This is a genomic window from Cystobacter fuscus DSM 2262, assembly GCF_000335475.2.
GTDB classification, from domain to species: Bacteria; Myxococcota; Myxococcia; order Myxococcales; family Myxococcaceae; genus Cystobacter; species Cystobacter fuscus.
In genome coordinates this window covers 183,323-196,436 of record NZ_ANAH02000073.1, presented here as the reverse complement: position 1 = coordinate 196,436, position 13,114 = coordinate 183,323, and the positions used below count along the sequence as shown (strand labels likewise).

Annotated in this window: 10 protein-coding genes; 5 read left to right on the top strand and 5 right to left on the bottom strand. The window is 68.4% G+C overall.

The genetic code is table 11. From position 1 onward, the window contains the following. Positions 1–178: 178 nt before the first annotated feature. The 5 genes from fusA to D187_RS48015 all read right to left on the bottom strand — a co-directional run bounded on the left by fusA (position 179) and on the right by D187_RS48015 (position 4,745). A complete protein-coding gene (fusA, locus tag D187_RS48035) occupies positions 179–2,254 on the bottom strand; it encodes an elongation factor G (protein WP_002623638.1) in 2,076 nt (691 codons plus the stop codon). A 101-nt stretch (positions 2,255–2,355) separates the two neighbouring features. Further along, positions 2,356–2,826: a 30S ribosomal protein S7 gene (rpsG, locus tag D187_RS48030; protein WP_002623637.1), complete on the bottom strand. Its 471-nt coding sequence runs from the start codon at positions 2,824–2,826 to the stop codon at positions 2,356–2,358. 144 nt (positions 2,827–2,970) lie between these two features. Continuing rightward, positions 2,971–3,342 carry a 30S ribosomal protein S12 gene (gene rpsL / locus D187_RS48025; protein ID WP_002623636.1) on the bottom strand — a complete coding sequence of 124 codons (372 nt, stop codon included), beginning with the start codon at positions 3,340–3,342 and terminating at the stop codon, positions 2,971–2,973. Positions 3,343–3,516: 174 nt separating this feature from the next. After that, positions 3,517–4,035: a ribosomal protein S18-alanine N-acetyltransferase gene (gene rimI / locus D187_RS48020; RefSeq protein WP_002623635.1), complete on the bottom strand. Its 519-nt coding sequence runs from the start codon at positions 4,033–4,035 to the stop codon at positions 3,517–3,519. Beyond that, entirely contained in the window at positions 4,032–4,745 is a 714-nt protein-coding gene (locus D187_RS48015) for a hypothetical protein (RefSeq protein WP_043435642.1), read from the bottom strand. The genes rimI and D187_RS48015 overlap by 4 nt, the downstream gene beginning before the upstream one ends. A 111-nt stretch (positions 4,746–4,856) precedes the next feature. Between D187_RS48015 and dnaJ the strand changes: the two genes are divergently transcribed. The 5 genes from dnaJ to D187_RS47990 all read left to right on the top strand — a co-directional run bounded on the left by dnaJ (position 4,857) and on the right by D187_RS47990 (position 13,089). After that, the gene (gene dnaJ, locus D187_RS48010; RefSeq protein WP_002623633.1) at positions 4,857–6,041 is read left to right on the top strand and encodes a molecular chaperone DnaJ; all 1,185 of its coding nucleotides are present in this window, start codon (positions 4,857–4,859) and stop codon (positions 6,039–6,041) included. 104 nt (positions 6,042–6,145) lie between these two features. After that, entirely contained in the window at positions 6,146–6,787 is a 642-nt protein-coding gene (locus D187_RS48005; protein ID WP_002623632.1) for a HEAT repeat domain-containing protein, read from the top strand. 224 nt (positions 6,788–7,011) lie between these two features. Next, entirely contained in the window at positions 7,012–8,694 is a 1,683-nt protein-coding gene (locus D187_RS48000; protein WP_002623630.1) for an ATP-binding response regulator, read from the top strand. A 90-nt stretch (positions 8,695–8,784) separates the two neighbouring features. After that, positions 8,785–10,503, top strand: coding sequence for an arginine--tRNA ligase (gene argS, locus D187_RS47995; RefSeq protein WP_002623629.1), 1,719 nt, complete (start codon positions 8,785–8,787; stop codon positions 10,501–10,503). Between the two features lie 33 nt (positions 10,504–10,536). After that, positions 10,537–13,089, top strand: a complete 2,553-nt coding sequence (locus D187_RS47990) for a 1-acyl-sn-glycerol-3-phosphate acyltransferase (RefSeq protein WP_043435706.1) — start codon at positions 10,537–10,539, stop codon at positions 13,087–13,089. The last annotated feature ends 25 nt before the right edge of the window (positions 13,090–13,114 follow it).

Here is a 13,114-nt window from a genome sequence, read left to right as displayed (position 1 = left end):
GGCCGATGGTGCCGATGTTGACGTGCGGCAAACTTCTATCGAACTTCTCCTTACTCATCGCTGCTCCTCGGAGACTGGCTTACCGATCGAATGGAGAAAAAAAGGTGCTGCGTCGTGCTTCAAACCCGCGATAACGTCAATTGCAATCGCCTGCTCCCTTCGCGGGGGAGCAAGCCACTCAGCGATTCAACGCGTCCTTCGGTGCCGGCGCGTAGTTGCTGAACCGCATGGTGTAGGTCGCTCTTCCCTGACTGCGACTGCGCAGGTCCGTCGAGTAGCCGAACATCTTGGCGAGCGGCACCTGGGCGAGGATCGCCTGCACGCCTCCTGGCCGAGGCTCCATGCCCTGGATGCGTCCCCGCCGCGCCGTCAGGTCGCCGATGACGTCACCCGTGAAGTCGTTGGGCGTGACGACCTCGCAGTCCATGATGGGCTCGAGCAGCACGGGATCCGCGCCGCGCACGGCCTCCCGGAAGGCCATGGAGCCGGCGATCTTGAAGGCCATCTCGCTCGACTCCGTGTCGTGCATGGAGCCGTCAAAGGCCTCCACCTTCACGTCCAGCAGCGGGTAGCCCGCGATGGGTCCACTCTGCAGCGACTCCTGCACGCCCTGCTTGACCGCCTCCACGAACTCCTTCGTCACCTTCTCCGCGGGGATGGTGTTCTCGAAGACGAAGCCCTGCCCCGCCTTGTTCGGGCTCACGCGCAACCACACGTGGCCGAACTGGTTCTTGCCGCCCAGCGGGCGCATGAACTTGCCCTCGGTCTCCACCGCCCGGGAGATCGTCTCGCGGTAGGCCACCTGGGGCTTGCCCACGTTGGCGTCCACCTTGAACTCGCGCAGCAGCCGGTCGACGATGATCTCCAGGTGCAGCTCGCCCATGCCCGCGATGAGCGTCTGCCCCGTCTCCTCGTTCGTCCTCACCCGGAACGACGGATCCTCCACCGCCAGGCGCGCCAGGCTCGTGTGGATCTTCTCCTGGTCCGCCGTGGACTTGGGCTCGATGGCCACGTCGATGACGGGCTCGGGGAACTCCATCTGCTCGAGGATGATGGGGTGCTTGTCGTCACACAGGGTGTCGCCCGTGGTGGCCAGCTTCATGCCCACCACCGCGCAGATGTCCCCCGCGTAGCACTCGGGCACCTCGTCCTTCTTGTCCGCGCGCATCTGCACCAACCGTCCGATGCGCTCGCGCTTGCCCTTCACCGAGTTCCACACCGCCGAGCCCGACTCCAGGCTCCCCGAGTAGATGCGCAAGAAGGTGAGCGACTGCGACGGGAAGGACGGGTCCGGCATGATCTTGAACGCCAGCGCGCTCAAGGGCGCCTTGTCGCTCGTCTCCCGCGTCTCTTCCTTGCCCTTGGGGTTCTTGCCCTGCACGGGCGGGATGTCGAGCGGGCCCGGCAGGTAGTCCACCACCGCGTCCAGGAGCGGCTGTACGCCCTTGTGCTTGAAGGAAGAGCCGCAGAACACCGGGAAGATGCTCAGCGCCAGGCACCCCTTGCGGATGGCCAAGCGGATCTCCGCCTCCGTGAGCTCCGTGCCCTCGAGGAACTTCTCGGTGAGCGCGTCGTCCTGCTCGGCCGCCGTCTCCACCAACTCCGCGCGCGCCGCGTCCGCCTCGGCCCGGAAGTCCTCGGGGATCTCCACCTCGTCGTAGCGGCTGCCCATCTCCGAGTCGGAGAAGACGAGCGCCTTCATGCGTACCAAGTCGATGACGCCGCGGTGCTTGTCCTCGGCCCCCAGCGGCAGCTGCAGGCGCACCGGACGCGCGCCCAGCTTCTCGCGGATGGTGCCCACGGACATCTCGTAGTCCGCCCCCACCCGGTCCATCTTGTTCACGAAGCAGATGCGCGGAACCTTGTACTTGTCCGCCTGGCGCCACACCGTCACCGACTGCGGCTCCACGCCGTTGACCGCGTCGAACACCGCGATGGCCCCGTCCAGCACGCGCAGCGAGCGCTCCACCTCGATGGTGAAGTCCACGTGGCCCGGCGTGTCGATGATGTTGATGCGGTACTTCTGCTCGTTGCGGTTCCAGAACGCGGTGATGGCCGCCGAGGTGATGGTGATGCCACGCTCGCGCTCCTGCACCATCCAGTCCGTCGTGGTGGTGCCTTCGTGCACCTCGCCCATCTTGTGGATGGCGCCCGCGTAGAACAGGATCCGTTCCGTGGTCGTGGTCTTGCCGGCGTCGATGTGCGCCATGATGCCGATGTTGCGATAGCGCTCGAGGGGATACTCGCGGGGCATGGCTCCAAACCTCTCCAGAAGCGGATGTCTACAAAACCGCAAACACCCGGACGCGCGTTAAGCGCATCCGGGTGTCGGGCACAACAGGAAACTTGCGAGGACTACCAGCGGTAGTGGGCGAAGGCCTTGTTGGCCTCGGCCATCTTGTGCGTGTCCTCGCGCTTCTTCACCGCGTTGCCACGGTTGTTGGCGGCGTCCATGATCTCGCCGGCCAGCTTCTCCATGGCCGTCTTCTCACCGCGCGCCTTGGCGTAGGTGATGATCCAGCGCATGCCCAGCGCCACGCGGCGATCCTGACGGACCTCCACGGGCACCTGGTAGGTGGCGCCACCGACGCGGCGGCTCTTCACCTCGAGCACCGGCTTGACGTTGTCCAGGGCCTTCTTGAACGTCTTGAGGGGATCTTCCTTCGCACGCTCCTCGATGAGCGTGAAGGCGCCGTAGCACACCCGCTCGGCGATGGACTTCTTCCCCTTGCGCATCAGGTCGTTCACGAACTTCGTGACGAGGCGGTCCTGGAACTTCGGATCGGGAAGGATCTTGCGCTTGGCTACTACGCGACGACGAGGCATCTTTTTCTATCCCTTACGCCCCCGCTCCCATGCACCCGGGAGTCTTCAATGGGGGGCTTCGAACTGCGTTGGCGAATCCGGGAGGCTCCCCAGGGTGCGGGGCAAGCGTCCCAAGTCATGAAACGAAGGTGATCAGCTCCGAGCTCAGCTCGGACGCTTGGCGCCGTACTTGGAACGGCTCTGCTTGCGGCCGGCCACGCCGACCGAGTCCAGCGTGCCGCGGATGATGTGGTAGCGAACGCCCGGGAGATCCTTCACACGGCCACCGCGGATCATCACCACCGAGTGCTCCTGGAGGTTGTGACCCACGCCGGGGATGTAGGACGTCACTTCGATTCCGTTCGTCAGACGAACGCGCGCCACCTTGCGAAGGGCCGAGTTCGGCTTCTTCGGCGTCGTGGTGTACACGCGGGTGCAAACGCCACGCTTCTGAGGGCACTCCTTCAGAGCGGGGCTCTTGCCCTTGATGTTCAACTTCTCGCGGCCCTGACGGACCAGCTGGCTGATGGTCGGCACTGAACTCCTCTTCCTTCCCGATTGTCCCGGGCGGGTGTACCCGGGGGCGCATACACACCTACCACTGCGCTTTGAAAAAGGGCCGCGAGTATAGGGAGGGGACCCCCCGTGTCAAGCACTGGCGGTCGTTCCCCACACTCTACGGATGGCCGCGCTCCTCTACTCCCCCGGTCGCTAGAAGTCGAGGACCATCACGATCGCGTCCTCGGCGGCCTGGCCCTCGTCCACGTAGTAGTTGGGCCGTACGCCCACCGGACGGAACCCGAATGATTTGTAGAGGTTGATGGCGGCCTCGTTGCTCTTGCGCACCTCGAGTGTCGCCAGGCTGCACTTGCGTGCCCGGCCCTCGGCCAGGGTGGCTTCCATCAGGGCTCGCCCCACCCCGCGCCGCCGGTGCTCCGGGGTCGTGGCCACGTTGAGCACGTGCACCTCGTCGTGGACGATCCAGAAGATGGAGATGCCCAGCAGCCGACGGCCTCCCTCCTCGGTCGGCTCCTCGAGCAGGAAGATGACGGACCAGTCGTGCCCCAGCTCGCGCCGCAGCAGTTCCAGCGACCAGGGGTTGGTGAACGACGCCTTCTCCAGCTCCATCACCGCGGGCAGATCGTCGTGCGTCATCCGCCGCAGGAGGAAATCGGACGGCCGGGCGCCCGGCGGCTTGCTCCCCCGGGGCTCCTCCCGCATCCGCCTCATGGCCGCGCCTCCTGGGCGAAGGGCGCCACCCGGCGCACCCGCGCGTCCGCCCGGATCCGCTTGAACTCCTCCTTCGCGAGCTCTCCGTAGCGCTCCCGCATCAACCGCTCCTTCAAGGCGTCGTGCACGCCCTCGTAGGACCCCCCCAGGGTCGACTTGTGTTCCTCCCAGTAGCGCCGCACCTCCGCCTCGCTCACCTGGGCGCGCAGACGGATCCGGCTGTCCAGGATGCGCTCGGCCCGCGCGCTCCGCTCCAGCACCACCATCAATTGATCCAGATCCGCGTCGTGCCGCGCCAGGAAGGACAACAGCGCCGGCTCGTCCTCGAAGCGCTCCCGGAACCGCCGCAGCCGATCCTCCACCGCCGAGCGCTCCACGGCGAAGGCCTGCAGGCGATCCGCCCCCGCCACCAGCAGCCGCTGATTGATGCCCAGCTCGAGCGCGCCCAGGAGCGTGCGCTCGTCCAGCCGCTCATCGGCCGCCCGGACCCCCCCCCGCTCCACGAGCGCCACCCGGGCCTCGAATTCCAACTCGCTCAGGGTCAGCACCTGCCCGCCCACGACCGCCACCACCCGATCCAACACCCGAGAGCCCTCCAGGGAAGTCGGCGGCGCGGCCCGCGCCACGGCCCCACCGGAAGTCACCGGCACCAGCGCGAGACAGCCCACTACCAGTCCCCTCTTCACGGTTCGTCCGCGCGGCGCACCCATGATTCTTCCTCGGTCCCCTCACTTTATACATCCGGACCCAGGGCAACACGCCATGCTGGCGCTCTCCGTACAACTGGTTACGTTCTTGCAATCGTGGAGGATGCCAAGCACATGGCGGACGACTATTACCAGATTCTCGGCGTGTCCCGGACGGCACCGGCCGAAGACATCAAGAAGGCCTTCCGCAAGCTCGCGCGCAAGTACCACCCGGATGTCAACCCGGGGGACAAGAGCGCCGAGGAGAAGTTCAAGCAACTCAACGCCGCCTTCGAGGTGCTGTCGGACGAGAAGAAGCGCAAGCTCTATGACGAGTTCGGCGAGGAGGCCGCCAAGCTCGGGTTCGACGAGAAGAAGGCCCAGCAGTATCGCGCCTACAAGGCCGCGCGCGCCTCGGGTGGAGGGATGCCCTTCGGCGGTGGCGGTGGGGGGGGCGGCGGCGTGGACTTCGACCTGGGGGACATCCTGGGCGACATCTTCGGGCGCGCGGGCGGCGGCGCCGGCGGGGTGGACATCGGGGAGGTCTTCGGGCGCGCGGGCGGCCGGGCGGCGGGTCCCACTCCGGGCGAAGACATCTCGGCCACGCTCACGCTCAGCTTCGCCGAGGCCCTCACCGGCACCGAGCGCAGCATCTCGCTGCAACGTCCCGGACGCTGTCAGCGCTGCCAGGGCTCGGGCCAGGTGGGCACTCCCACCACGTGCGCCACCTGCGGGGGCACGGGCAAGGTGCGCCGGGCAGGTGGCATGCTGGGGATGGCCGCGGGGGGCACCTGCCCCAGTTGCCGCGGCTCCGGACGCGCCGCTCCCCCCTGCCCTTCCTGCCAGGGCTCGGGCGTGCTCGACGAGACGGCCCGGCTCACCGTGAAGATTCCCGCGGGCGTGCAGACCGGCTCCAAGGTGCGCCTGTCCGGACAGGGCTCCGCGGGCTCCCGGGGCGGCCCTCCGGGCGATCTCTACATCGAGACGATCGTGTCCGAGCACCCCCTGGTGCGCCGGGACGGAGATGATCTGTCCATGGATCTCCCGGTGACCGTCTCCGAGGCCATGCTGGGCGCGGAGATCCGCGTGCCCACCTTCCAGGGCGAGGTCACCGTCAAGGTTCCCCCGGGCTCCCAGTCCGGCCGCAAGATGCGCCTCAAGGGCCGCGGCTCGCCCTCGCTCAAGGGCGGGCCTCCGGGAGATCTCTACCTCACCCTCCAGATCAAGGTGCCCGAGAACCTCTCGGACGAGGCGCGCCGCGCCGCGGAGTCGCTCGCCCAGGCCTACCAGACGGATGTCCGGGGCGCGCTCCACCTCTAGGCCGCCGCCCCCGGGCATTCCCCCCAAGCCTCTTGCGTTCCCCTCCGCCGCGTCCTACACGGCCCTCAAGAACCCGACTCACCCCCCTCGGAGCCTCTTCACTCATGGGTATCTTCGACTTCCTCGGCGGCTCCGGCCCCGACAAAGCCCTCAAGCTCAAGCCCAAGGTCACCCAGAAGTACGGCGACCCCACCTCCCGGCAGAAGGCCATCCAGCAGCTCGGGGAGATGAAGTTCCCCGAGGCCGTCACCGTGCTCATGCACCGCTACACCATCAACGTGGAGCCGCTCACCACGGACGCGGACGAGAAGGAGCACGTCTTCGAGCTCATCAAGGGCTTCGGCAAGGACGCCATCGCCCCCGTCTCCGAGTTCCTGCGCAAGAACGAGCAGGCCACGTCCTGGGCCGTGCGCATCCTCGAGTCGCTCCAGAGCGAGGCCGAGGTCGTCTCCACCGTCGTGGACACGCTCACCGCCCTGAGCTCCCAGTACATGCGCGACCCGGAGAAGAAGGTCGTCCTGCTGCACTACATCACCGGCAAGCAGGACGAGCGCATCGCCCCGGCGCTCCTGCCCTTCCTCGACGACATGTCCGACGACGTGAAGCTCGCCGCCCTCAAGGCGCTCGGGCCCCTCAAGTACGCCCCCGCGCGTGAGCCCATCCAGAAGCTCACCACGGGCGACACCGCGCGCCGCGTCCAGATGGCCGCCGCCCAGGCGCTCCAGGAGAGCGGCTTCCAGGCCTAGCCAAACCCTGGAAAACCCATGGGGTTGGCCGACCGCCTCCCCACCTGATGTCACCTGTTGGACATCGCAATTGTCCTGCGGAGAGCGCTGTCCCGCTCCGGTGGCACACCCGGGTTCCCACCCGCGTGTCCACTGGCGCAGGATTCAGTGCGCCGGGTGAGGCATCCACCCTCTCCCGTCGATGAGGGGCGGAAGCACCGCTCCCTGGCCGCCGAGGTTGCTCCGTGCCCAAGAAGAAGGTTCCCCATCTGGCCGAAATCGTCACCCTGCGCCCGGAGCCCAAGAAGCCCGCCGCCCGACGCCTGGTGAAGCCCCAGCCTCCCGTGGAGAGCGAGGTCGCCGAGCGCACCCTCGCGGAGATGGCCCAGCACATCACCTCCAGCGAGGGCCCCACCGAGGCCCTGCGCGCCCAGCTCCAGCTCATCCACGGCCTGATGCAGGCCAAGGCCTGCTACGTCGCGCGCTACCTGCCCGCGCGCAACCAGCTCCACGTGGAGCACGTGCGCGGCCGCTACGACGAGCGCATCACCGCCGCCACCCCCGAGGAGGGCGTCGTGGGCCGCGCCTTCGCCGAGCGCGCCATCCTGCGCGACGAGGAGACCGTCGCCGTGCCCCTGGAGAGCCCCCTGGGCACCAGCGGCGTGCTCGCCATCCTCGCCCCGCGCCGCTCCGCCCCGGACTCGCTCCTCATGGCGCTCGCCAGCCAACTGTCCGCCTCCTACGAGGTGGCGCGCCTGCGCGACGACAGCGCCCGGCGCAACAAGGACCTGCAGACGGCCATCGCCGGCCTCAAGGCCCTGGAGCAGAGCCGCGACGAGCTGCTCGGCAACGTGTCCCACGACTTGAAGAACCCCCTCACCACCATCAAGGCCTACCTGGCGATGATGGGACGCGAGAAGCTCGGGGGCCTGTCGGACGCCCAGCGCCGCGCGGTGCAGGTGTGCGACCGGAGCGCGGACCGCATGCTGCGCATGGTGAATGATCTGCTCCTCATGTCCCGGCTGCAGGCGGGCAAGATGCAGCTCAACCAGCGCCCCTTCGGGCTCAAGGCCGTGGCCGAGGAGGTGGTGCGCTCCCTCGCCCCCGTCGCCGAGCAGTCCAGGGTCCAGCTCGTCCTGCCCCCCACGGGCGAGGTCTTCGTGCGCGGCGACCGCGAGCGCATCGCCGAGGCCATCCAGAACCTCGTGGAGAGCGGCATCAACCGCTGCGAGCCCGAGGACACCGTGGAGCTGCGCGTGGGCAGCGAGGACGGACTCGCCCTGCTCACCGTCAAGGACAGCGGCCCGGGCCTGGGCACCGAGGACCTGGAGCACGTCTTCGATCCCTTCCACCGCCCCGATGGCACGCGTGGCCAGGGCCACAGCCTCGGCCTGCCCCTGGTCGCCAAGATCATGGCGCTGCACGGCGGCCGCGTGGAGGCCTCGAGCACCCTGGGCGAGGGCACCGCCCTGCAGATGGTCATGCCCCTGTTCGCCGGCGCCGTCAGCTCGCCCGACCTCGCCCAGAGCGGACCCCGCGCCGGTGGCATCCTCCTCGTCGAGGACGACGTGGACTGCCGCGAGGTGCTCCAGCAGGTCCTCGAGCAGGAGGGCTACCGGGTGATGTCCACCTCGGGCGCCTCCGAGGCACGCTCCATCCTCTCGCACATCCGCCCGGCCATGGTGCTGTTGGATCTGCGCCTGAGCGAGGAAGACGGCCGCTCGGTGCTGCGCTTCATCCGTGGCACCGAGTCGCTCGCCGACGTGGCCGTCTACATCATCTCGGGCGCCAGCGACGTGTCCACCCTCGGCGCCGGCCAGGGCCTGGATCGCATCGATGGCTTCTTCGAGAAGCCCCTCCAACTGCCGCGACTGCTCGACACCGTGGCCGCCGTGGTGCGCCCGAGCCGCCGGGGCGCGGTGTCCTGAAGAGGCTCCACCAAGAGACAGATCGACACGATGCGTCAACAGAAGATGCGCGGAATACCCGACTCCTTCGTTTAGTATGCCGCGCGTCCCATGAGCACTTCCGCCTACTCGCATTACCGGGCAGCATTCGTCGAGGCGCTCGCCCAGTCGCTGGGTGTGCCTGCCTCCGAGATCGACGCCCAGGTCAAGCCGGCCGATCCCGCGCACGGGGACCTGTCCTTTCCCACCTTTCCCCTGGCCAAGGCGCAGAAGAAGGCGCCTCCGGCGATCGCCGCCGGGCTCGCGCAGAACCTGAAGGTGCCCGGGCTGGAGATCGTGGCCGCTGGCCCCTACGTCAACGCGCGCTTCTCGCTCCTGCCCTTCACCGCCGAGGTCATCGACGCGGCGCGCGCCCAGGGCACGCGCTACGGCGGCGGGGACTCGGGCGCGGGCAAGACGGTGGTGATGGACTACTCCTCGCCCAACATCGCCAAGCCCATCGCCTTCCACCACATCCGCTCCACCGTCATCGGCCACGCCGTGGCCAACCTGCACCGGGCGCTCGGCTACCGCGTGGAGGGCATCAACTACCTGGGCGACTGGGGCAAGCAGTTCGGCCTCGTCGCCGTGGGCTTCCAGGAGTACGGCGACCCGGCCAAGCGCCAGGACATGGCGCACCTGGTCAAGGTGTACGTCCAGGCCAACCAGCGCGCGGAGAAGGAGCCCGCCTTCGACGAGCGCGCTCGCGACTTCTTCCGGCGCATGGAGGCCAATGACGCCGAGGCGCTCGCGCTGTGGAAGGAGTTCCGCGAGACGTCCATCCGCGACTTCCTGCGCATCTACGCCCGGCTGGGCATCCGCTTCGAGCACATCGAGGGCGAGAGCTTCTACCAGGACAAGATGGAGCCGGTGATCGCGGAGATCTCCCGCACGGTGGGCGTCAAGCAGTCCGAGGGCGCCCTCATCGTGGATCTGCCCTACGAGGAGAACGAGCCGCCCGTGCTCCTCAAGAAGAACGACGGCAGCACGCTCTACGCCACGCGCGACCTGGCGGCGGCCATCGATCGCCACGAGCGCTTCCACTTCGACAAGTCGCTCTACGTGGTGGCCACGGATCAGTCGCTGCACTTCCGGCAGCTCTTCCGCGTGCTCAAGGCCATGGGCCGCGACTTCGTGGAGCGCATGGTGCACGTCAACTTCGGCCGCGTGCACGGCATGAGCACGCGCCAGGGCAACGTGGTGCTGCTCACCGACGTGCTCGACGAGGCGCGCTCGCGCGCCCTCGCCCTGGTGAAGAACAACATCGAGGAGGGGAAGATCCAGACGGACGACCCCGAGGCGCTGGCGGAGCAGATCGGCCTGGGCGCCATCTTCTTCGGCGACCTGAAGAACCGCCGCGCCACCGACTACACCTTCGACTGGGACGAGATCCTCAACTTCACCGGGCACACCGGGGCCTACCTCCAGTATGCCCACGCGCGTGCCTGCAACATCCTGCGCAAGGGCGGCGGCGCGCCCACCACCTACGATGCCAGCCGGCTCACGCTGCCCGAGGAACAAGCGGTGCTGCGCGCCATCGCCCGGCTGCCCGTGGTGGTGCAGGAAGCGGCGGATCAACAGGAGCCGAGTTATGTCGCCCGGTGGCTGTTGGATCTGGCCGCGGAGTTCAGCCGCTACTACACCCTGGGCAACCAGGATCGGGCCAAGCGCGTCCTCCTCGAGGGGGACGAGCCACTCAAGCAGGCGCGGCTGGCGCTCACGGATGCCACGCGCGCGGCGCTCGCCGCGGGGCTCACCCTGCTGGGCATCGCCACACCCGAGAACATGTAACGCCACTCATCCGTGCAACAAGGGGGCTCGCACGTGGACACCGTCCTGGGACCGGCTGTCGATCATCATGAGGCGTTGAGCAAGGAGTTCGGCCCCGTTTCGAGGGTACTGGGGCAGCGCTACTTCGACGGCGTCCGCTTTCCCGCGGAGGCCGAGGCGGAGTTGCGCGCGCTGCACGCCAAGGGCTTCGTGGTGCACGTCATGCGCACCACGGCGTGGATCAACTTCCTCTATCTCTCCTGGGCGAGCGTGCGCCGGGGGCTGCCGCTCATCCGGGCGGTGGTCAACCTGCGCCCCTGGTTCACCCGCCCCTTCCGCAACGCCAAGCAGCGCGGCCCCTTCCAGGAGCGCTTCGCCCACGCGCGCGACTCGGGCAACAGCGGCCTCATCTTCCTGAAGAAGACGGCCCTGCTGAGCGCCTCGGGCAAGGACATCGAGGAGAACCCCTTCCCCACCCTGGTCGCCATGGCGCGCCGGGAAGAGCGCTCCGTCTTCCTCGTGCCCGAGCTCTTCGTCTGGGAGAAGCGCACCGCGCGCCTCAACCCCAACGTGTGGGACAGGGTGTTCGGCAGCCCCGAGGCGCCCGGCTTCCTGCACTCGATGGTGGCCTTCTTCCGCAACTACCGCCGCGCCCAGTTCCGCGTGGGCGAGCCCATCGATCTCAAGCGCTTCATCGCGGACAACCCCCAGGACTCCGACGAGGTGATCGCCCGCAAGGTGCGCGGCATGCTGCACCACCACCTGTCGCGTGAGACGCGCGCCGTCTTCGGTCCCCCGGAGAAGCCCGCCGATCGCATCCTCGACGAGACGCTGCGCGACCGCACCCTGCGCAGGGCGCTGGACACCGTGGCCACGGAGACCAACCGCAGCCCGGAGAGCGTGCTGCGCCAGTCCCGGCGCAACCTGGAGGCCATCGCCGCCAGGGCCAGCCCCACCATGCTGGCGTTCGCCTCGCCCCTGCTCGCCTGGGTCTTCAACCGCATCTACGACGGCATCGAGGTGGACGAGGCCGGGCTCAACCGCGCCCTCAAGGCCGCCAGCAAGGCCCCGCTCGTGCTCTGCCCCTCGCACAAGAGCCACGTGGACTACCTGGTGATGAGCTGGATCCTCTGGAACCGCGGCTACGCCGTGCCGCTCGTCGCCGCGGGCGCCAACCTGTCCTTCTGGCCGCTCGGCCCCTTCCTGCGCCGCTGCGGCGCCTTCTTCCTGCGCCGCTCCTTCAAGGACGACAAGATCTACGCCGCCACCTTCAAGGCGTACGTGAAGAAGCTCGTCCACGACGGCGTGCACCAGGAGTTCTTCCCCGAGGGCGGCCGCTCGCGCACCGGCAAGCTGCTCCAGCCCAAGCTCGGCATGTTCACCTGGCAGGTGGAGGCCGTGCTCGAGGGCGCGCGCAATGATCTCATCTTCGTCCCCGTCTCCATCGACTACGAGAAGGTCGTGGAGTCGGGCAGCTACTCGAAGGAGCTGGCCGGCGGAGAGAAGAAGCCCGAGGACCTGAAGGCCCTGCTCAGCACGCCCAAGGTGCTCGCCGCGCGCTACGGCCGCATCCACCTCACCTTCGACGAGCCCCTGTCGCTCGTGGAGTTGATGAAGAGCCGCGGGCTCGATCCCGCCCAGCCCCTGACGGACGAGCAGAAGAAGGGCCTGGTGCGCGCCCTGGGCAACCGCGTCATGTACGGCATCAGCAAGGTGTCCACCGTGACGCCGCATGCCCTGGTGAGCTCCGCCCTGCTCTCCCACCGTCGGCGCGGCATGACCAGCCGCGAGCTGTCCGAGCGCATCCACCTGCTGCGCCGTATCGCCGGCGAGGAGCAGGCCCCCCTGGCCATGCTGCTCAAGGACTCGCCGAGCAACCCCGACGCCATGGGCCCCATCCAGGACGCCATGCGCACCTTCTGCTCCGACGGCATGGTGCGCACCCAGAAGGCGCACGGCGAGGTCATCTACCAGGCCGAGGACGAGCGCCGCGGGGAGATGGCCTTCTACAAGAACACGCTGATGAACCTGGTGGCCGCGCGCGGCCTCGTGGCCAACGCGCTGCTGGTGGGCTCCCCGGCGCCCTTCGACGAGGTGAAGGCCCGCGCCCTGTGGCTCTCGCGCCTCTTCAAGGTGGAGTTCATCTACCGGGTGGGCGCCAGCTTCGACACCATCTTCGCCGAGGTCGTCGAGCGGCTGGTGCGCATGGGCCTCATCCTCCACGAGGACACCACGCTGAGCGTGGCCCCCGAGCCCCATGCCCGGCCGGAGCTGGAGTTCCTCGCGGATCAGCTCCGCGACTACCTGGAGGCCTACCTCATCGCCGCCCTCACGCTGCCCGAGGTGTCCACGGGCGCGGTGCAGGATCGCAAGTCCTTCGTGCGCCAGGCGCTGGACGTCGGCCGCGCCGAGTACCACTCCGGCCGCATCACCGCCGCCGAGTCACTGGCCAAGGTGACGCTGGAGAACGCGGTGGCCTACATGCTCGACCAGCGCTACCTCGTGGAGGAGGACAAGAAGCTCAAGCTCGGCCCCTCCGCGCCCGACGTGGCGGCGTGCAAGCAGTTCGCCGAGGAGATCCGCCGCTACCTGAGCCACCAGCGCTGAGCCGCGGCTCCCCCTCGCACGGAGG

Coding starts and splice junctions, on each gene's coding strand:
- fusA (WP_002623638.1), bottom strand. CDS start 2,254: ATGCCCCGCGAGTATCCCCTCGAGCGCTATCGCAACATCGGCATCATG.
- rpsG (WP_002623637.1), bottom strand. CDS start 2,826: ATGCCTCGTCGTCGCGTAGTAGCCAAGCGCAAGATCCTTCCCGATCCG.
- rimI (WP_002623635.1), bottom strand. CDS start 4,035: ATGAGGCGGATGCGGGAGGAGCCCCGGGGGAGCAAGCCGCCGGGCGCC.
- D187_RS48015 (WP_043435642.1), bottom strand. CDS start 4,745: ATGGGTGCGCCGCGCGGACGAACCGTGAAGAGGGGACTGGTAGTGGGC.
- dnaJ (WP_002623633.1), top strand. CDS start 4,857: ATGGCGGACGACTATTACCAGATTCTCGGCGTGTCCCGGACGGCACCG.
- D187_RS48005 (WP_002623632.1), top strand. CDS start 6,146: ATGGGTATCTTCGACTTCCTCGGCGGCTCCGGCCCCGACAAAGCCCTC.
- argS (WP_002623629.1), top strand. CDS start 8,785: ATGAGCACTTCCGCCTACTCGCATTACCGGGCAGCATTCGTCGAGGCG.